Annotated in this window: 17 protein-coding genes and 1 riboswitch; of the genes, 12 read left to right on the top strand and 5 right to left on the bottom strand. The window is 74.3% G+C overall.

Features of this window, described 5'->3' with window-relative positions:
- The first annotated feature begins 2 nt into the window (after positions 1-2).
- From G8D98_RS08410 to G8D98_RS08385, 6 genes are all read left to right on the top strand, one after another.
- Positions 3-755: an iron-dependent transcriptional repressor DtxR gene (locus G8D98_RS08410; protein ID WP_166101649.1), complete on the top strand. Its 753-nt coding sequence runs from the start codon at positions 3-5 to the stop codon at positions 753-755.
- A gap of 66 nt (positions 756-821) precedes the next feature.
- Positions 822-1622 carry a VldE C-terminal domain-containing protein gene (locus tag G8D98_RS15465; RefSeq protein ID WP_166101646.1) on the top strand — a complete coding sequence of 267 codons (801 nt, stop codon included), beginning with the start codon at positions 822-824 and terminating at the stop codon, positions 1620-1622.
- A 146-nt stretch (positions 1623-1768) separates the two neighbouring features.
- Positions 1769-1928, top strand: a riboswitch (cyclic di-AMP (ydaO/yuaA leader).
- Positions 1929-1930: 2 nt separating this feature from the next.
- Complete coding sequence (locus G8D98_RS15605; RefSeq protein ID WP_166101644.1) at positions 1931-2743, top strand: C40 family peptidase; 813 nt, start codon at positions 1931-1933, stop codon at positions 2741-2743.
- 141 nt (positions 2744-2884) lie between these two features.
- Entirely contained in the window at positions 2885-5902 is a 3018-nt protein-coding gene (locus G8D98_RS08395) for a bifunctional diguanylate cyclase/phosphodiesterase (protein WP_166101641.1), read from the top strand.
- Complete coding sequence (locus tag G8D98_RS08390) at positions 5899-7350, top strand: glycosyltransferase family 2 protein (protein ID WP_229661837.1); 1452 nt, start codon at positions 5899-5901, stop codon at positions 7348-7350. The genes G8D98_RS08395 and G8D98_RS08390 overlap by 4 nt, the downstream gene beginning before the upstream one ends.
- Entirely contained in the window at positions 7347-7583 is a 237-nt protein-coding gene (locus G8D98_RS08385) for a hypothetical protein (protein WP_229661838.1), read from the top strand. The genes G8D98_RS08390 and G8D98_RS08385 overlap by 4 nt, the downstream gene beginning before the upstream one ends.
- Positions 7584-7595: 12 nt before the next feature.
- Here G8D98_RS08385 and G8D98_RS08380 read toward each other — a convergent pair whose 3' ends face one another.
- Positions 7596-8147: a macro domain-containing protein gene (locus tag G8D98_RS08380; RefSeq protein ID WP_229661839.1), complete on the bottom strand. Its 552-nt coding sequence runs from the start codon at positions 8145-8147 to the stop codon at positions 7596-7598.
- An 83-nt stretch (positions 8148-8230) separates the two neighbouring features.
- Here G8D98_RS08380 and G8D98_RS08375 point away from each other — a divergent pair, with 83 nt between their 5' ends.
- The 5 genes from G8D98_RS08375 (at position 8231) to G8D98_RS08355 (ending at position 13531) form a co-directional block, all read left to right on the top strand.
- Positions 8231-9319: an FUSC family protein gene (locus G8D98_RS08375; RefSeq protein ID WP_166101638.1), complete on the top strand. Its 1089-nt coding sequence runs from the start codon at positions 8231-8233 to the stop codon at positions 9317-9319.
- A gap of 86 nt (positions 9320-9405) precedes the next feature.
- Positions 9406-10668: an efflux RND transporter periplasmic adaptor subunit gene (locus G8D98_RS08370; protein WP_166101635.1), complete on the top strand. Its 1263-nt coding sequence runs from the start codon at positions 9406-9408 to the stop codon at positions 10666-10668.
- Entirely contained in the window at positions 10665-11378 is a 714-nt protein-coding gene (locus tag G8D98_RS08365; RefSeq protein ID WP_308788816.1) for an ABC transporter ATP-binding protein, read from the top strand. Before G8D98_RS08370 ends, G8D98_RS08365 begins: the two co-directional genes overlap by 4 nt.
- The gene (locus tag G8D98_RS08360) at positions 11375-12601 is read left to right on the top strand and encodes an ABC transporter permease (RefSeq protein WP_166101633.1); all 1227 of its coding nucleotides are present in this window, start codon (positions 11375-11377) and stop codon (positions 12599-12601) included. The genes G8D98_RS08365 and G8D98_RS08360 overlap by 4 nt, the downstream gene beginning before the upstream one ends.
- A 3-nt stretch (positions 12602-12604) precedes the next feature.
- Complete coding sequence (locus G8D98_RS08355; RefSeq protein WP_166101630.1) at positions 12605-13531, top strand: DUF5666 domain-containing protein; 927 nt, start codon at positions 12605-12607, stop codon at positions 13529-13531.
- Positions 13532-13600: 69 nt separating this feature from the next.
- Here the strand turns inward: G8D98_RS08355 and G8D98_RS15715 are convergent, their stop codons facing one another.
- Positions 13601-14752 carry a hypothetical protein gene (locus tag G8D98_RS15715; protein ID WP_229661840.1) on the bottom strand — a complete coding sequence of 384 codons (1152 nt, stop codon included), beginning with the start codon at positions 14750-14752 and terminating at the stop codon, positions 13601-13603.
- Here G8D98_RS15715 and G8D98_RS15450 point away from each other — a divergent pair.
- Positions 14727-15788 carry an efflux RND transporter periplasmic adaptor subunit gene (locus G8D98_RS15450; protein WP_229661841.1) on the top strand — a complete coding sequence of 354 codons (1062 nt, stop codon included), beginning with the start codon at positions 14727-14729 and terminating at the stop codon, positions 15786-15788. The genes G8D98_RS15715 and G8D98_RS15450 overlap by 26 nt on opposite strands.
- Before the next feature lie 10 nt (positions 15789-15798).
- Here the strand turns inward: G8D98_RS15450 and G8D98_RS08345 are convergent, their stop codons facing one another.
- The 3 genes from G8D98_RS08345 to G8D98_RS08335 are packed head-to-tail and all read right to left on the bottom strand — an operon-like array spanning position 15799 to position 19251.
- Positions 15799-16536 carry a hypothetical protein gene (locus tag G8D98_RS08345; protein ID WP_166101625.1) on the bottom strand — a complete coding sequence of 246 codons (738 nt, stop codon included), beginning with the start codon at positions 16534-16536 and terminating at the stop codon, positions 15799-15801.
- 43 nt (positions 16537-16579) lie between these two features.
- Positions 16580-18502, bottom strand: a complete 1923-nt coding sequence (locus tag G8D98_RS08340; RefSeq protein WP_166101623.1) for an FtsX-like permease family protein — start codon at positions 18500-18502, stop codon at positions 16580-16582.
- Positions 18499-19251 carry an ABC transporter ATP-binding protein gene (locus tag G8D98_RS08335; RefSeq protein WP_166101619.1) on the bottom strand — a complete coding sequence of 251 codons (753 nt, stop codon included), beginning with the start codon at positions 19249-19251 and terminating at the stop codon, positions 18499-18501. The genes G8D98_RS08340 and G8D98_RS08335 overlap by 4 nt, the downstream gene beginning before the upstream one ends.
- Positions 19252-19282 lie beyond the last annotated feature (31 nt).

Genomic DNA, 19282 nt, shown 5'->3' with positions numbered 1-19282 from the left:
ACGTGACCGACCTCATCGACACCACGGAGATGTACCTCCGCACCGTCTTCGAGCTGGAGGAAGAGGGCATCCCGCCTCTGCGCGCGCGGATCGCCGAGCGGCTCGGGCACTCCGGGCCCACCGTCTCCCAGACGGTCGCCCGGATGGAGCGTGACGGCCTGCTGCACGTCGCGGGCGACCGGCACCTCGAGCTGAGCGAGCTGGGGCGCACCCTCGCCACCCGGGTCATGCGCAAGCACCGGATCGCCGAGCGGCTGCTCGTCGACGTCATCGGGCTGGAGTGGGAGCACGTCCACGAGGAGGCCTGCCGCTGGGAGCACGTGATGTCCGAGCGGGTCGAGCGCAAGATCCTCGCGATGCTCCCCGACCACCGCGAGTCCCCGTACGGCAACCCGATCCCGGGGCTCGAGGAGCTCGGCGAGCTCGGCGACCCCGTCGACTTCCGCTCCGGGCTGCTCACCCTCGAGGAGGTGGCGGCGCTCGAGCCGGTCTCGGTCGTCGTCCGGCGCATCGGGGAGCCGGTGCAGACCGACCACGAGGCCCTCGCGCTGCTCACCAGCGCCGGGCTGCTCCCCGGCGAGCCGGCCCGGGTGCGCCGCGAAGGTACCCGCGTCGTCGTCTCCCGGGAGGACGCCGAGGAGTCCAGCGGGGTCTCGCTGCCCCGCGACATCGCCGGGCACGTCTTCGTCGCCCCGTCCTCGACCACGGGCGGTCCGGACACCCCGGCCGCCGCCGTGCGCGTTATCGAAACGTGACACGCGACGGCGCGGTGCCGTACGGTGTCGCCTGAGTCCGCCCACCCCCGGAAGTCGACCCCGCACGTGTCCTCTCTCGTCCCACCCGCTCGTCGGGCGCCCGGCCGCCGCCGGGCCCCCGGCCGTGTCAAGCGCCTCCCCGAGGGCCTCGGCCGGCCCGGCGCCTCCGTTGCGGCCAAGTCGGCCGCCGGCTTGTGCGTCCTCGGTGGCGCCGCCCTCGCCCTCACCGGTCCCGCCGAGCTCGCCGATGCCGGCACCGACACCGCCGCAGCCGTCGCGCTCACCGGGCGGGTCGCCCCGAGCGCCGCCTCGCGCAGCGAGGCCCGCCGCTCGGTGACGCCGGCGGTCTCCGCACCCGTCGGCGCCGCCCCGGTCCGGTCCGACACGGTCGGTGTCACAGGCGTGACCGCCGTCGCCCTGCCGGAGACCACCGACACCGCGGACGCCGGCGCCGACGCAGTGGGCTCGGTGGGCGACCCCGCCGCCGACGCCTCCACGGCCCGCTCGAGTGCGGCCGCGTGGTCCGGGACGCTCACCGGCCGGTGCACGACGATCGGGCTCATCACCAACGCCCAGCGCCTGTGCTCGGCCGTCGACCTCGCCTACGGGCCGCCGACCATCGGCGGCCGACGGGCGACCAACGACGAGCACGGCACCGGGCAGGCGGTCGACTTCATGATCGCCAGCGCGGCGCAGGGCGACGCCATCGCCGCCTACGTCCAGGCGCACGTCGCCGAGTTCAACGTCAAGTACGTCATCTGGCAGCAGCGGTACTGGGAGCCCGGCGGTGCGTGGCGGACGATGTCCGACCGCGGGAGCACCACGGCGAACCACTACGACCACGTCCACGTGACGGTCAACTACTGAGGTCTGCGCCCCCCAAGAGCCTCCTGAGAGGCGGCGCCGTCATCGTTTTGTGACCTTCCGCAGGGCCCTGTTACGGTCGTCTCGTTCGTCGCCCCGGACGACGGACACCAGTGACGGGACCGCCGAGTCCTGCCTCCGTCACTGGGTCATCTCGCACACGTCCGCTGGCAGGAGCGGGGGAACCACTTCGGAGCCACGGCCTCGGCCGCGGCCCCTCGGGGTGAAGCCGGACGGTCTCGCGACCGGACCGGCCGGGCAACCTCAGCCCGAACCCGACAGCTCACCTCGTAGGCACTGAGAGGTTCACTGTGTCCGAGCACACCCGCGCTGGGCGACACCGCCACGGCGCCCGCTACAACCCCGTCGCCGAGCTGTCCTCGATCGTGCGTACCGCCGGCGAGACCGGGGCCCGTGTCTCCGCCGTCCTCGCCGCCTCCGGCGGGCTCGTCGCCACCTTCGCCCTCCCGGCGCAGGCCGCGGTGCGCTCCTCCGCCAGCCCCACCACCTCGGCCGCGAGCGCCGCCCCCTCCGCCGGCCACCGTGCGTTCAGCGCCGCCCCGGCCGTCGTCGCCCCCGAGGCCGCCGCGCCGGTCTCCGCGGCGCCCGCCGTCGGTGTCAGCGGCGTCGAGGCGGTCGCGAAGCCCGAGCCCGAGCCGGAGCCGGTGGTCCAGGCGGTCGCCGAGCGCACGGTGACCACCGCGAGCCGCTCCACCGAGCTCGAGGCGCCCGCCACCGAGACGACCACCGAGGCGCCGGCCGTCGAGACCCCCGCGCCCGTCGCCCCGTCGGCGAGCGGCGTGGTCAACATCGCCCGGCAGTACATCGGCATCGCCTACTCCTACGGCGGCACGAGCCCGTCGACCGGCTTCGACTGCTCCGGGTTCACCCAGTACGTCTTCGGCCAGGCCGGGGTCTCGCTCCCGCGCACCGCCTCGGAGCAGCAGGCGGCGGCGACGCCGGTCAGCTCCCCGCAGCCGGGCGACCTCGTCTTCTTCGGCTCGCCCGCATGGCACGTCGGCATCTACGTCGGCAACGGGATGATGATCGACAGCCCGCGCCCGGGGAAGTCGGTCCAGGAGCGAGCGATCTTCTCAGGAGTCAGCGGCTACGGCCGCTTCTGAGCCGCTCCACGACCGCCCAGTCGGCGACGCCCCGGACACCCCCTGCAGTCCGGGGCGTCGCTCTGTGTCGTCCGGGAGGCCAGCGCCGGTGGTTTGCCGCATAATCCAGGGACCGACCGGCACGGACGAAAGGGCCACACGATGCTCGTGCGCACGGTGAGCTTCCTGGCCGCCTTCGTGCTCGCCCTCGTCATCGGGCGGCACACCACCCTGCCCGAGACCGGCCTGGCGCTCTTCTGGCCCGCCTCCGGGGTCGCGGCACTGTGGGGGCTGCTCGCCGCCCACCGGCGCGAGGTGCTCCTCGTCGGTGCCCTCGTCGGTGCCGTCTCCGGGATGGGCAACGCGCTCACCGGCCTGCCGCCGGCCACCGCGGTCTGGCTGGCTCTCGCCAACGCCTCCATCGCCGTCGGCTGCCGCGCCGTACTTTCCTGGCTGCGGCACCGCAGCGGCACCGATGCCCCCGTCAACGTCCTGACCCGGGTCGACGACTTCTACCGGGCGTTGCTCGCCGGGATGGTCGGGACAACGGTGAGCGCGGTCTTCGGAATGGTCGGCCTGGCGGCCGGCGGCACCGAGCTGACCTGGTCCGCGCTCATCGGGTGGATCGTGCGCAACATGGCCGCGATCGTCGTCATCGCGGTCCCGGGCCTCGCGCTGCGGGACACGGCGCACCAGGTGCGGCTCGCACGGCTCGTCGAGGCGCTGCCGGTCTATCTCGTCACCGGCGCCGTCATGTGGCTCGTGTTCGCCCCCGGCCAGACCCTGCCGCTCGCCTTCGTCCCGTTCGCCGCCATCGTGTGGGCCGGCCTGCGCCTGCCCCTGCCGCTCGCGACGATCCAGGGCATCCTCGTCTCGCTCGAGGTGCTCGTCCTGGTCTCCCGGCACCGCGGCGGCCCGTTCGGTGCCGTGAGCGACGACTACCACCTGGCACTCGTCCTGCAGGGCTTCATGGCGATGGCCGTGGGCCTGGCGATCGCCATCGCCACGGTCCAGTGGGAGCGCAGCCGGCTCCTCCACGAGAGTGCGGCGGCCGCCCGCGCGGCCCGGGCCCAGGCGGACGACCTCGAGGTGATCACCTCGACGATCCCCGACGCGGTCATGGTCGTCGGCCGCGACGGCCGGATCCTGCTGCACAACGAGGCCGCGCTGCAGTGGCTGCCGCCGGCCCGGGACGGAGCGGTTCCCTCGTTGTCCGCCCTCGACCCCTACCGGCTGGACGGCGCCCCCTTTCCGGAGGCCGAGCGGCCCACGCGCCGGGCCCTGCAGGGCGAGCGGGTCCGTGGCGAGGTGCTGCGGATGGAGGACATCCAGCTCGCCGAGATGCGCACCGTCTCGGTCGACGCCGTCCCGCTCAACGAGGAGGTCGGTGGGCCGCCCGAGCGCGTGCTGCTCGTCATCCGTGATGTGTCCGAGGAGTACGCCAGGTTGCATGCCCTGCTCGCCGAGCGGGAGCGCACCGAGCGGCTCATCTCGGACGCCCCGCACGGCGTCGCCGTCCTCGACCTCGAGGGGCGAGTGGTCCAGGTCAACGACTCGCTGGCCACCCTGTTCGGGCGCCCGGCCCGCGCTCTCGTCGGGCGGCTGTTCGCCGACCTGTCGCCCACCCACCGCGAGCCGATGGTGCGCCACCTGGCGCGCACCCTCGAGGACCCCGGGAGCCTCCTCGTCGGTGACTGGACCATCGTCGCCCCGGAGGGGAGCGAGGCCCACGTCTCGCTGACCAGCCGGGTCCTCGAGACGGCCGACGGGGTGCCGGACGTCGTCCTCGTCAACGTCGTCGACTTCTCCGAACAGCGCCGGTACGAGGAACGGCTGAGCTACCTCGCCGACCACGACCCGCTGACCGGGCTCGTCAACCGCCGACGATTCGACGCCGTGCTCGACGCGCAGCTGCGGCGGCGCTCTCCCTACGAGCCCGACGGCGCACTCCTCCTGCTCGACCTGGACCACTTCAAGGAGGTCAACGACACGATGGGCCACGGCGTCGGTGACGAGCTCATCGTCGGCGTGGCCGGCCTGCTCGACCGTTCGCTGCGCTCGAGTGACGTCGTCGCCCGGGTGGGAGGCGACGAGTTCGCGATCATCCTCCCGGACGCCGACCAGGCTGCGGCGCGCCGGGTCGCGTCGAGCGTCATCGAGTCCGTCCGCGACTTCACCCGCACGCTCGACGGCGTGCGCCGACGGGTCACCGTGAGCATGGGCGTCGTGACCTTCGCGGAGGCCGCCGAGCAGGAGGTCGACGTCCTCGCGCTCGCGGACATGCTCCTCTACGACGCCAAGGAGGGCGGACGCGACCGGTTCGCCGTGCTGTCCTCCACCGCCGCCAAGTCGCACACGGGAGCGCGCCTGGAGGTCAAGGGGCGCATCGAGGCCGCGCTCGAGGAGGACCAGTTCGAGCTCTACCTCCAGCCGCTGCTCGACCTGCGCACCGAGCGGGTCGCGGGCGCCGAGGCGCTGCTGCGGCTCGTCGACGGCGGCCCGCCGCTGTCGCCGGACCGCTTCGTCCGGGTGGCCGAGCGCACCGGGCTCGCGGTCGAGCTGGACTGCTGGGTGGTTCGGCACGCCGTCGAGCTCCTCGCTCGGATCCACGAGCAGGTGCCCGACTTCGGTCTCGGGGTCAACCTCTCGGGCCGGTCCATCGGGAGCCCCGTAGTCGAGCGGACTCTCGTCGACGCCATTCGCCAGCACCGCATCCGCGGCGACGCGCTCGTCATCGAGGCGACCGAGACCGCCGCGGTCGCCGACGTCCCGGCCGCCCGCTCGTTCGCGCAGCGCCTCGCCGAGCTCGGCACCCGGGTCGCCATCGACGACTTCGGCGCCGGCTTCGGGTCCTTCTACTACCTCAAGCACCTGCCGTTCGACATCGTCAAGATCGACGGCGAGTTCGTCCGCGAGTGCCACACCTCCGCGGTCGACCGCGCCATCCTCGCCTCGATCGTCGGCATCGCCCGGGACCTCGGCAAGGAGACCGTGGCCGAGTTCGTCACCGAGCAGCCGGTCCTCGACGTCGTCTGCGAGCTCGGCGTCGACTACGCCCAGGGCTTCCACATCGGCGAGCCGGTGCCGTTCGAGGAGTTCCGCGCGCGACACCTGCCCGGAGGCACCTCCGGATGGCGGACCGACGTCGCCGCGTCCTCGACACCCGAGATCGTGCCGTGAGGCGTCGCAAGTCCGGCCTGGAGCGAGGCGTGGGCCTCGTCGTGCTCGGGATGGCCCTCGGTGCGGCCACGATGCTGTGGTTCGGGCTGACCCTCGATGGCCAGGAGGCACGGACGCCGCCGACCGAGGGGCTCCTGTTCGGTGTCTGGCACGTCCTCTACGACACCCAGGCCCCACCCCCTCGGATGCTCGTCGTGGCCGTGGCGATCGCCCTGCTCCTCGCGGCCGCGGTGGCCGCCGCCGAGAACCGGATCGCCACCCGCTACCGGCGCTCCGAGGACGCGCGCGCCGCCCCGCTGGCGCCGAAGATCGTCATGGCGAGGACCGCAGGCGTCTACCACGGGCCGGTCACCGTCACCGTGCTCATCCCGGCGCACAACGAGGGCGACCGGATCGCCGCGACGCTGGACTCGCTCACCACCGCCGCGGACGCGCCCGACCGGATCGTCGTCGTCGCGGACAACTGCACCGACGACACCGAGGAGATCGCCCGCCGGACGGGTGCCGAGGTGCGCCCGAGCGTGGGTAACACCCACAAGAAGGCTGGGGCCCTCAACCAGGCGCTCGCCACGCTGCTGCCCGAGCTCGGGGAGAACGACTGCGTCATGGTCATGGACGCCGACACGGTCCTCGACCCGGGCTATCTCACCGAGGTCCGCCGCCGGATGACGGCCGACCGTGCGCTCATGGCCGTCGGCGGCCTGTTCTACGGGGAGGAGGGGGCCGGCCTGCTCGGCCAGATGCAGCGCAACGAGTACAGCCGCTACAGCCGTGACATCCGGCGGCGGCGGGGACGCCTGTACGTGCTCACCGGGACCGCCTCGGTGTTCCGCTCGGCCGCCCTGCGCGAGGTGGCGGCGCAGCGCGGGGCCATCCTCCCGGGCAGGGCCGGGGACGTGTACGACACCGCGGCCCTCACCGAGGACAACGAGCTGACGCTCGCCCTGAAGTCCCTCGGCGCCCTCATGGTCTCGCCACAGCAGTGCTCCGTCGTCACCGAGGTGATGCCGACCTGGGGTGCCCTGTGGGCCCAGCGGCTGCGGTGGCAGCGGGGGGCGCTGGAGAACCTCGGCGCCTACGGCATCACCCCCCAGACGCTGCGGTACTGGGCCCAGCAGCTGGGCATCGGCTACGGGGTGGTGGCGCTGTCGGCCTATGCGGTGCTCATCCTCCTCATGATCGTCGCCCTCGACGAGGTCGTCGTCTTCCCCTTCTGGATCAGCATCGGGCTGGTGTTCGTGGTCGAGCGGGTCGTCACCGCCTGGTCCGGCGGCTGGCGGGCCCGGTTGGTCGCTGCGGTTCTCGTCCCCGAGCTGGTCTACGCCTGCATGCTCAACGGGGTGTGGATCCGTGGGGTCCTCGACATCCTCCGCGGTCGGCAGGCACAGTGGAGCCACGTCACGCGCACGACCGGGGGGAAGGTCCAGGTCGAGGGGGGTGACGGATGAGAGCCGGCCTGCTGCTTCCGGAGTCGGTGCTCTCGAGCGACTGGTTCGCCGTGCTCGCGGTCTTCGTCGCCGTCAACACGGTGATGTACGTCGGCCTCGCCGTGGCCAAGGTCTTCCCCAAGCTCTACCCGCGCGACTGGTTCTCCCGGCGCTACACGCGCGCGCAGACCCGCTCCATCCACCCGGACGCCACCGAGTCCGCGCCGCCGGCCCGTCGTTCACTGCGCCACTGAGGCCGCGGACGGTCAGCGGCGAGCACGTTCCAGGGCGTCCTGGAACAGGCTGAGCAGCCGCTCGGAGGTCAGGACGAAGCGGACGAGGTCCAGCCCCGGGTGGGCCCGGACGTCGGCCGCCGCCGTCGTGGTGAGGACCCCTGCCACCTCGGTGGGGTCCCAGCCGAAGGCGCCGGCGCTCACCGCCGGCACGCCGACGGTGCGGGCCCCGAGGCCACGAGCCACGGCGAGGCTGTTCGTCAGGCACGCGGCGAGCAGGGCGGGGTCGCTCTGGCCGCGGTGCCGGTTGGGCCCGACGGTGTGGACGACCCACCGGCACGGCAGGTTGCTGGCGCCCGTCGCGACCGCCTCACCCGCGGTTAGCCCGTCCGGGTGGGTCGTGCGCCGCAGCCGCCGGCACTCCTGGAGCAGCCCGGGCCCGGCGGCCGCGTGGAGGGCGCCGTCGACCCCGCCGCCGCCGAGCAGGCTCGGGTCGGCCGCGTTGACGACCACGTCGAGCCGCTGGGTGGTCAGGTCGCCGCGGACGGCCTCGACCACCGTCTCCTGTCCGGGGCACCGGTGCACGCCCGCAGTCTGCCGCAGGCCGTGCCCCGCAGGAGCGGGTGTGCCTTCCCCGCGGCCGAGCCGCCGTCCGGTTGACTGGGGCGATGCCAGCGCTCGACGGTCGACGGTCGCGCCGGGTCCTCGCGGCCCTGGCCTCACCGGTGACCCAGACCGACGCGGTCCAGGTGCTCAAGGCGACGGTGGCCGCGGTCCTCGCGTGGTGGCTCGCCGACGCCGTCCTCGCCCTGCCGCAGGCCTTCCTCGCGCCGTGGGTCGCCCTGCTCACGGTGCACGCGACCGTGCACCGCACGGTGTGGCGCGGCGGCGAGACCGTGCTCGCCGTGGGCCTCGGGGTCGTGCTGTCCTTCCTCATCGTCCGCTACCTGGGGGCCTCGACCTGGTCGCTCGCTCTCGCGGTGCTCGTCGGTCTCGTCCTGGCCCGGCTCCCGTGGGTGCGGCACGAGGGGGTGACGGTCGCGACCACGGCGCTGTTCGTCATCACCACCGGAGAGGAAGGGTCGGTGGAGCGCGCGGTGCACCTGCTCCCGGACCGCCTGCTCGACACGGTCATCGGCGTCGCCGTGGCTCTCGTGGTCAACCTGCTCGTCCTGCCGCCGCTGGACGACCGCAGCGCGCAGCGTCAGGTCGACGACGTCGACCGCCGTCTCGGGGAGCTGCTGACCGACATCGCCGACGAGCTCGCCCGTCCGTGGTCCCAGGAGCTCGGCGAGCAGTGGGTCGAGCGCACCCGCTCGATCGACGCGGACATCGACCACGCCTGGTCGCTCGTGCGCTTCTCCCAGGAGAGCCGGTGGCTCAACCCCCGCCGTCGACGTCACCCGGGCGGCGTCCCCGAGGGTTTCGCGGACGTCCTGCGTCGTCTCGAGGAGGGGGTGGCCCAGGTGCGCAGCATCGCGCGGCACCTGCGCGACTCGGCCGAGGAGTCCCAGGACTGGGACCCCCGCTTCCGCGACCGGTTCGTCCCGCTGCTCGCGGAGGTCGGCCGGCGGGTCGCAGACCCGGAGGCGGAGGTCGGCGCGCTGCGCGCCGACCTGCGCGACCTCGTCGACGAGCTGTCCGGCGAGGACCTCGCCGGGCTGATGTGGCCGCTCTACGGTGCCCTGCTCGCGAACCTGCGGATCGTCGTCGACGTCGTCGACGACGTGGCGTCCGCCAGCCCTGTGCGGACCTGAGGCACGGGGCGTCCGCGGGCCACACATAGCCTGTTGACAGACTGCGCTTACCCTCGCCGCAGGATCGGTCCATACCGTCCGCGGGCGTGAGGAGATTCTCAGCGGGCGCTGCCCGACGTCCGTGGGCCCGTCGGCTGGTCGCAGTGGTCGGGGCGGTGGCGCTCGTGGCGGTGGGCGCGGTCGCCGGCTGGTGGTGGAGCTCGCGCGACACCACCGCGTCGGCGGCGTCCGTCGAGCGCACACAGCTCGTGACCGTCTCCCGGGAGACGGTCAAGCAGACGGTCTCGGCCAGCGGGACGATCGAGCCACGCACGCAGTCCACGGCGGCGTTCACCGCCTCCGGGACCGTGACCGCGGTCTCGGTCGGGGTCGGGGACCACGTCGACAAGGGCGACGTGCTGGCGCGGATCGACGACGACGACCTCGAGGACGCGGTGACCCTCGCCCGCGCCTCGGTCACCGCCGCCCAGGACCAGGCCGACAGCGCGTCGAGCACCCAGGAGGTGGCCTCCGCGGACGCGCAGCTGGCGAGCGCCCGCAGCCAGCTCGCCGACGCGAAGGAGGCGCTCGCGGGGGCGACGTTGCGCGCCTCCATCGGGGGGACCGTCGCGAGCGTCGGCTACAGCACCGGAGACACGGTGGGCTCGGGCAGCTCCTCGAGCAGCGGGACGGCGAGCGAGGGGAGCGCGTCAGCCGCGGGGGGTACGACCGACCAGACGAGCTCTTCCTCCTCGAGCGGCATCGAGATCGTCAACACCTCGACCTGGGAGGTGCAGGCCACGGTCTCCAGCAGTGACCTGGCCGACCTCGAGAAGGGCCTGCAGGCCACGGTGACCCCGACCGGTGCGGACGACACCGTCTTCGGCACGGTCCGCAGCGTCGGCGTCGTCGCGTCCTCCTCCTCCTCGGGTACGGCCGAGTTCCCCGTGGTCGTCGACCTCACCGGGACGCCGAGCGACCTGCACGCCGGCACGACGGCCACCGTGGCCATCACCGTCAAGCAGCTGACCGACGTGCTCACCGTGCCCACCCAGGCGGTCCAGACCGAGGACGGCGCGACGACCGTGCAGGTCAGCCGGGACGGCACCGTGACGAGCGTGCCCGTGACCGTGGACGGCGTCTACGGGACCTCCACCGTGGTCTCCGACGGGCTGAGCGAGGGCGACGAGGTCGTCGTCACCGTCCGCGGCTTCGGCGGGGGTGGGTCCTCGGGCTCCGGACGCTCGGGTGAGGACAGCGGTGACGGTGCTCTCCCCGGTGGCGAGATGCCCGGCGGGGAGATGCCCGGCGGTGGCTTCCCCGGCGGCTCCGGCGGCGTGCCGGGCCAGGCCCCCGGAGGGGCGTCGTGAGTGCCGAGCAGCTCGGCCCGGCGGCCATCCTCGAGCTCGTCGGCATCGGGAAGACCTACCGGTCCGGGATCTTGGAGGTCGAGGCGCTGCGCGGGGTGGACCTGCGGGTCGACGAGGGTGAGTTCGTCTCGACGATGGGCCCCTCGGGCTCGGGCAAGTCCACCCTCATGCACATCATCGGCTGTCTCGACATCCCGACGGTGGGTCAGTACCTGCTCGCCGGCGAGGACGTGAGCGCGATGACCGAGGCGCAGCTGGCCGACGTCCGCAACCGCCGGATCGGCTTCGTCTTCCAGCAGTTCAACCTCCTGCCCGCGCTGTCGGCGTGGCGCAACGTCGAGCTCCCCCTGGTCTACGCCGGGGTGCCCCGGGCCGAGCGGCGCCGGCGGGCGGTGTCCGCCCTGGAGCGCGTCGGGCTCGCCGAGCGCGTGGACCACCGCCCGAGCGAGCTCTCGGGTGGCCAGCAGCAGCGGGTCTCGGTGGCCCGGGCCCTCGTGACCGACCCGCAGCTGATCCTCGCCGACGAGCCCACCGGCAACCTGGACTCGGTCGCCACGGCCGACGTCCTCGCCCTCTTCGACGACCTGCACGACCAGGGCCGCACCATCGTCCTGATCACCCACGAGCACGACGTCGCCGAGCGCGCCGGGCGCACGGTCCACATGCACGACGGACGGCTGCTCGACGCGGCCCCGATGGGGGCCCGGTGACCTGGTCGGAGACGCTGCGGACCGCACTCGAGGCCATCCGCACCCGGCGGATGCGCTCCGCGCTGACGGTGCTCGGCATCCTCATCGGGATCGGTGCCGTCATGCTCACCGTCGGGCTCGGGCAGGGGGCGCAGCAGGAGGTGGCCGACCAGATCGACAAGCTCGGCTCCAACCTGCTCATCGTCTCGCCGGGCTCGAGCACCAGCCTCAGCGGCGTCCGGGGCGGCCGTGGCTCGGCGACGACGCTCACCGCGACCGACGCCACGACGCTCGCCGACCCCGAGGTGGCGCCGGACATCAGCGGGGTGGCGCCGGTCTCGACGACCCAGGCCTCGCTCACCGCCAACGGGACGAACTGGACGACGAACGTCATCGGGACGACGGCGCAGTGGCCGGACGTGCGAGCCCGCACCCTGGAGTCCGGGCGGTTCTTCACCGAGGACGAGCTCGTCAGCGCCCAGGCCGAGGTCGTCCTCGGGGCGACGACGGCCGAGGAGCTGTTCGGGGTGGAGGACCCCGTCGGCTCGAGCGTCACCATCGGGTCGCAGCCGTTCACGGTCATCGGCGTGCTTGCGAGCGTCGGCTCGACGGTCGGCGGCGACGAGGACGACCAGGCGGTCGTGCCCTCGACGACGTTCGCGACCTCGGTCTCCCCGGACACGGGCACGAGCATCGGGACGATCTATCTCGAGGCGCAGGACGGCGAGAGCCTCTCGGCGGCCTACCAGGAGGCGACGAACGCGCTGCTCACCGCGCACGGCGTCACCGCCTCGGACGCGGACTTCTCGGTGAGCAGCCAGGAGTCCATCGTCGAGACGGCGACGAGCACGACCCGCACCCTCACCGTCCTGCTCGGGGGCATCGCCGCGATCTCGCTGCTCGTCGGCGGCATCGGGGTCATGAACATCATGCTCGTCTCGGTCACCGAGCGGGTCCGTGAGATCGGCCTGCGCAAGGCACTCGGGGCGACACCGCGGGTCATCCTGCGGCAGTTCCTCACCGAGGCCAGCCTGCTCGGGCTCACCGGTGGCACGCTCGGCCTCCTCCTCGGGGTGGCCGGCGCCGCGGTCCTGCCGGCCCTCCTCGACCAACCGGTCACCGTCTCGGCGGCCGCTGCCGTGCTGGCCCTCGGCATCTCCCTGCTCATCGGCGTCGTCGCGGGGGTCTACCCGGCGAGCCGCGCCGCCCGACTGTCCCCGATCGACGCCCTGCGAAACGAGTGATCCGTGCGCGCTTCCCGTCCCACCAGCCCCTCCGCCCTCCTCGGCCTCGTCGTCGCGGCCGGCGCCGTCCTGGCCGTGACCGGCTGCGGCAGCGACAGCGACGCCGGGGCGACTCAGGCCTCGACCTCGGGCGCGGCCACGAGCCCCTCCGCGCCGGGGGGCCAGGGCGGGGTGCCGGGCGTCAGCGGTCTCGTCGCCGCGGTGGACGGGCGCACCCTCCAGGTCCAGAGCGAGACCGAGCAGACCGCCGTGACGGTCACGAACGACACGACCATCACGACCCAGAAGGAGGCCTCGGCCTCCGCACTGGCGGTCGGGGACTGCGTCAGCGCCCGGTCCGCGAGCTCGTTGTCGGACGCCAACGGCACGGCGACCCCGTCGGCGTCGTCGTCGGAGGCCGGCGGGCTCCCGACGTCGGTGGACGCCGCGTCGGTGTCCATCCTCAGCACCGACGGGTCCGGGTGCTCGCAGGTCTCGGCCGGTGGGTTCGGCGGAGGTGGCGGGGGCTTCCCCGGTGCCGGCGACATGCCCAGCGGGGCGCCCTCCGACCTGCCGAGCGGCGCCCCCTCGGGGATGCCGAGCGGCGGCACGCCCGGTGGGGGGCGAGGATTCGGGGGCTTCGGCGCCATGGGGGAGGTGACGGCACTCGGTGACGGCTCGTTCACGCTCGCCTCGTCGCTGGCCCAGCCCGGCACCGGCGCGAGTGCGGACTCGTCCACCTCCTCCTCGGCCGACACCGAGGAGGTCACCGTCTCCTTCGACGACTCGACGACCTTCACGACGACGGCCACCGCGAAGGCATCGGCGATCCGCGTCGGGCGCTGCGTGCGGGCTACCGGCGAGACCGACGACACCGGTGCCCTCACGGCGACATCGGTCGCGCTGAGCCAGGCAGTCGACGGCTCGTGCTCGGAGGTGCGTGGTGGCTGAGCGTCACACGCCGCGCTGGGTGCGCTGGGTCGCCGTCGGATGCGGTGTCGCCGTCGTCGGCGCCGGCACCTACCTCGCGGTCGACCTGTCCTCGAGCGCGGCGGCCGACGGGCTGCGGACCGCCCGGGTCTCCTCGGGGTCCGTGACGCAGTCGGTCGACCTCTCGGGGTCCGTCGAACGGGTCGACCAGGTGGCCGCCGCCTTCCGGACGGCCGGCACCGTGACGTCGGTGCGGGTCGAGGTCGGTGACACGGTCTCCAGCGGCCAGGTCCTCGCGACGATCGACGCGGCCGCGCTGAGGCGCGCGGTCAGGGTCGCCCAGGCCGACCTCGTCGCCGCCCAGGCGGACCTGGACGCGGCGGAGTCGGGGACCTCCACGACCTCGGAGTCGGGGACCTCCACCACCTCGCAGTCGGCGTCCGGCGGGTCGGGGAGTGGGTCGACCACCGCGTCGTCGGCCGCACCCTCCGCCTCCGCTCCCTCCTCCTCGGGCACGTCGGGTACCGCAGGCTCGAGCTCCGAGGGTGCCGGCCAGCGGTCCTCCGGAGGCTCCTCCGGCTCCGGCACGGGCGCTCCTGGTGGGACGAGCGGGCAGGGTGGTGCCTCGGGCGTGGACATCGGCGCGCTCGACGCGGCGACCAGCGAGACCGAGCGGCTCCTCGCGGCCGCGAGGACGGCGTGCGAGCCGGTCGTCGGGGAGACCTCCGAGGACAGCGGGTCGTCGGCCTCACCGACGCCGACCGCGACGGCCACACCCACGCCGACGCCGACGCCGACCGAGTCGGCCACCGCGACGCCGACGCCGACCGAGACGGCCACCTCGACACCCACCGAGACCGCGACGCCGACGCCGACCGAGACGGCCACCTCGACACCCACCGAGACCGCGACGCCGACGCCGACCGAGTCGGCCACCGCGACGCCGACGCCGACCGAGACGGCGACCGCGACGCCGACGCCGACGCCAACCGTGACGGCCACCGCGACGCCGACGCCGACCGAGACGGCGACCGCGACGCCGACGCCGACGCCAACCGTGACGGCCACCGCGACGCCGACGCCGACGCCAACCGTGACGCCGACGCCGACGGAGACCACGACGCCGACCCCGACCGACTCGAGCAGCCCGACGTCCTCGCCGTCACCCACGCCGACCTCGAGCGACCCCACGTCGAGCGAGCCCACAGCCAGCCAGGTGAGCGACTGCGTCGCGGCCCTCACCGCGGTGCTCTCGGCCACCGACCGCGCCGGCTCCACCCTCGACCGGCTCGCGGACATGCTCGCCGCCGCGAGCACGGCCCTGCAGGAGCAGCAGTCCACCGCGGCCCTGCAGGAGACGCCGACGACCGGCGCCGGCACCTCCGGCACCTCCGCAGGCCCGGCCGCCTCCGGAGGCACGACCGGCTCCACCGGCGTGACGCCGAGCACGCCCGGTGACACGACCGGCTCCGCGGGCGACACGAGCACCGGCGGGGTCGGCGCGACGACCGGCTCCGGGGCCGCGACCACCGCGGGCTCGACCGCGGAGCTCGAGGTCAAGGTCCTCGAGGCCACCCAGGAGCTGGCCTCCGCGCAGCAGGACCTCGACGGCGCGACCCTGCGCGCCCCCATCTCCGGTCGGGTCGCGTCGCTCGACTTCGTCGTCGGCGAGCAGGCCTCGACCTCCGCCCAGGCGGTCATCGTCGGTCAGGGGGCGGCGCTGGTCACGGTCGATGTCCCGCTCGCCCAGCTGGGGATGGTCCGGGTCGCCCAGCCGGTCGAGGTGACGCCCGCGGGAACGACGAGCACGGTGGACGGTGCCGTCCAGAGCATCGGGGTGCTGCCGACCTCGACGACGGCCTCGACGCCGACCTACCCGGTGACCGTTGCCGTCTCACGCGCCCCGGTGACGCTGGCCACCGGGTCCACCGCCTCGGCGGGCATCACCCTGGCGGAGGCCGAGGGCGTCCTCACCGTCCCGGTCTCCGCGTTGAGTGGCCTGAGCAGCGGTGAGGGCAGTGTCCAGGTCGTCGACGGCGACGCCGTGAGCACGACCCGGGTGAGTGTCGGCGCGGTCGGCCAGGGGCGGGCCGAGGTCTCGGAGGGGCTCTCCTCCGGCCAGGTCGTCGTCCTCGCAGACCCCTCGCAGGAGCTCCCCAGCTCGGACAGCAGCAGCAGCGGGTTCGGTGGCGGCTCCGGCCTCGGCGGCGGCGCGCCGAGCGGTTTCGGCGGTGGCACCAGCGGGTTCGGCGGACCGGGCGGCGGCTTCGGCGGCTGAGGCCGTGCGCTCAGTGCCCGTCGCCGGCCCGTACCCCCGCGGGTGACCTGTCCGCCGGTTGCTCGGCGAGGGCCGCCAGCCGCAGTAGCCGGCGTCCGGCGAGGAGGCACAGGGCGCTCCACGGGACCAGCGAGGCGAGGGCGAAGGCCATCCCCACCCGGCCGAAGGTCGAGGGTACGAGCATGAGCAGGCCCGCGGCGAGCGCCCAGCCGAAGGTGGGCGTGCCGAACTCCGGTGAGCGGGCAAGGAGAACGGCCACCAGCAGCAGCACCGCGGCTCCGAGCAGGTAGTAGACGAGGAAGGCGGTGCCCTTCCACGAGGTGAGCAGCGCCTCGCCGGCTGCCCGGTAGACGAAGCGCTCCTGCGAGTCGGTCGTGCCGGCCTCACGGCGGGCGAGCAGCAGCATCTCCACGGCGGGGTTGGAGGCGTAGTACGCGGCCATCTGGAGGACGCCGAGCGTCACGACGACGGCCACCCCGGAGCGCGAGACCGGCCACAGGACCACCGCCAGCCCCAGATAGAACGCCAGCACGAGCGCGTTGTTCACGAGGTAGAGCGCGTCGAGCGAGACGAGCCCGACGAGCGGCGATCGCCCCATGAGGTCGAAGACCTCGGGCACCGTGTGGACCGGGGGCCAGAGGGCGAAGAGGACCACTTGGAGGACGAGCAGCCCGACGGACCCGAAGGCGGCCAGGCCCGAGAGGCGCAGGAGCCCCCGCCACTGCGTGTGGTGACGACCGACGTCCATGCGCGCCTCCCGGACGCCACGCTACTCGCGCGGGGTGGGCGGCTCAGGTGGCCAGCCGGGTGACCGCCCGGATGGTCCGCATCCCGGCGGGCACCGACGCGCCCAGGGTGAGGGCCAGGGCCCCGATGCTCAACGTCAGGTAGACGGGCACGTCCAGCACCGGCAGCGCGGTCCCGAGGAGGCCCCCGGCGACCCCGAGGAGGGCGGGCAGGACGGCAACCGTGCCGACGGCCCAGGCGGTGGCCCCCGTCGCGAGTGCCTCGAGGACGGTCATGACGACCAGCTGGCGTGGCGTCGCTCCGGTCCGGTGCAGCAGGGCCAGCTCTCGGCGCCGGCCGACCGTCGTGAGCACGAGCGCGTCGGTGGCTCCGAGGGCGACGAAGACGAGGAGCATGAGCAGCAGCACGGTCTCCAGACGCTGCGAGGCATCCTCGGCAGAGCCTGCCTCCCCGGCGTAGGCCCCGGGCGTCGTGACGCTCAGCCCCGCCGCGGCGGCACGGTCCCTGACCCGGGCCGAGACGCCCGGGTCGTCGGCCGCGACGAGAAGGGCCTCGATCGTGGTCGGTGCCCGGTGGGCCGCCGGGGTGGACCGGCCGATCAGGTAGCCGCCGAGACCCACGCCGCGGTCGTAGACGGCGACGACCCGGGCAGCGAACCTCTCCTGGCCCAGACGCATCATCAGCTCGTCGCCGACGCCCGCTCCCGTCTCCAGGGCGGAGTCGGTGCTGACCGCCACCGTTCCCGCGCGGGAGAGCGCGGCGAGCGAGCCTGCCGTGACCCCGGGGTCCAGCAGGGTGGCCGGCGTCCCGGGGTCGAGGACCCGCACCGAGACCGTCTCCCAGGACAGCCCGCCGAGGTCGTCCTCGTCGGTGCGCACCTCGGCGACGCTCGTCGCCATCGGGGCGCTCGCGCGCACCCCGGGGAGCCCCGCGACGGAGTCGGCGACCTCCGGCGGCACGCCCTGGCCGCCGGTGACCACGAGGTCACCGCCGAGTGCCGCGTCGAGCTGGGCGCGGGCGGCCCTGCTCACCGCCGCGTCGGTGCTCGTCTGGACGGCGCCCACCGCGACGACGAGGGCGAGAGGCACCACGACCGCGGTGAGCCGCCGCGAGAAGCCTTGGAGGTTGTCCGCGGCGAGCCGGACCGGGGCGTGTCGGGTGCCTCGCAGCAGCGGGGCGCAGCGCTCGACGCCCCAGGCGAGCAGGAGCGGACCGGCGAGGGCGGCGGCCACCACGAGCAGGAGTGCCGAGGACGCCGCGGCTGCGCTGCCGACGAGGCCGGGCACGACGAGCGGCGTCCCTGCCGCCGCCAGGCCGAGCACCGCCGTGACGGCCGCGGCCACCGACCGCCGGCGGCCCAGCGCCGGCTGCTCGACCTCGGCCTCCCGGACCGCTGCCGTGGGGGGCGGCCGCAGGGTCTCCCGGGCGGCCAGCCACCCGGCGGCGAGTGCCGTCGGGAGCAGGACGAGCACGGCGCCGAGCACGGGCAGCGGGGAGAGCACCGGGTCGGCATCGGGCGCGACGAGCGCCGCGTCCCGCAGTAGGGGAGTCATGGCCCGGGCGAGCAGGAGCCCCGGCACGGCGCCGAGCGGCGCCGCGACGAGACCCACCTGCAGGACCTCGCTCGCGACGATCCGCCGCACCTGGCCGCGGGTCGCCCCGACCGCCCGCAAAAGGGCCAGCTCCTCCCGGCGCCGGCGCAGCGCGAGCGAGACGGTCGTCGCGACGACGAGGACGACGACGACGAGCGCGGTCCCGGCGAAGGACGAGGCGAGGGTCGTCAGCTGGGCGCCGGCCACCGCCCGGGACGACAGGGGCGCGGCACTGGCCGCCCGCAGGCCCGTCTCGAGCAGCACTCCCGTGACGGTGAGCAGCGTCGAGGCGAGCCCCAGCGCGAGCGCCGGGCCGACGAGCCCACCTCGGTGGGCCCGAGCACCGGCCGTCGCGAGGCGCCACACGGCGCTCATCGCCCGGTCTCCAACAGGCGAGCGGTGACCCGCTCGGGGGTCATGTCCTCCTCGTCGTGGACGACGAGTCCGTCCGCGAGGAAGAGCACCCGCTGGGCGGCGGCCGCGACGTGCGCGTCGTGGGTGACCACGACCACCGTCTGTCCGAACCGGTGGGCGGCGACCCGGAGCAGCTCCAGGACGGAGGCGCCCGTGTGCGAGTCGAGGGCGCCGGTCGGCTCGTCCGCGAAGACCACCGCGGGCCGGGCCACGAGCGCGCGCGCGATCGCCACCCGCTGTGACTGGCCGCCAGAGAGCTCCCCGGGGCGGCGCTGCTCGAGGCCGGCGAGACCGAGCGCGTCGAGGAGCTCGCCGATCCAGACCTCGTCGGCGGCCCGCCCGGCGAGAACGAGCGGGAGTCGGATGTTGTCGACGACGCTGAGGTGGGGGATGAGGTTGTAGGCCTGGAAGACGAAGCCGACGTGCTCCCGGCGGAAGCGGGTCAGCTGGTCCGGGGAGAGCCCGGTCGTGTCGCGCCCGCCGACCACCACCCGCCCCGACGTGGGGAGGTCGAGGCCGGCGGCGACGTTGAGCAGGGTCGACTTGCCGGACCCGGACTGACCCACGACGGCGGTCAGCGAGCCGGTGTCGAGCGAGAGGGAGACCCCGCGCAGGGCGGCCACGGGCTGGGCCCCGCCGGGGTAGGTCTTGTGGACGTCGACGAGACGGACGGCCGTCGCGGTCGTGGTGTCCGGTGGGGCGATGGTCATGGTGCTGCTCCTGGTCGGGGTGTCGTGTCCA

This window comes from Phycicoccus endophyticus, from assembly GCF_011326735.1.
GTDB classification, from domain to species: domain Bacteria; phylum Actinomycetota; class Actinomycetes; order Actinomycetales; family Dermatophilaceae; genus Phycicoccus; species Phycicoccus endophyticus.
Note: the sequence above shows the minus strand (reverse complement) of the source record. Positions and strands in the feature narration are given on the sequence as shown.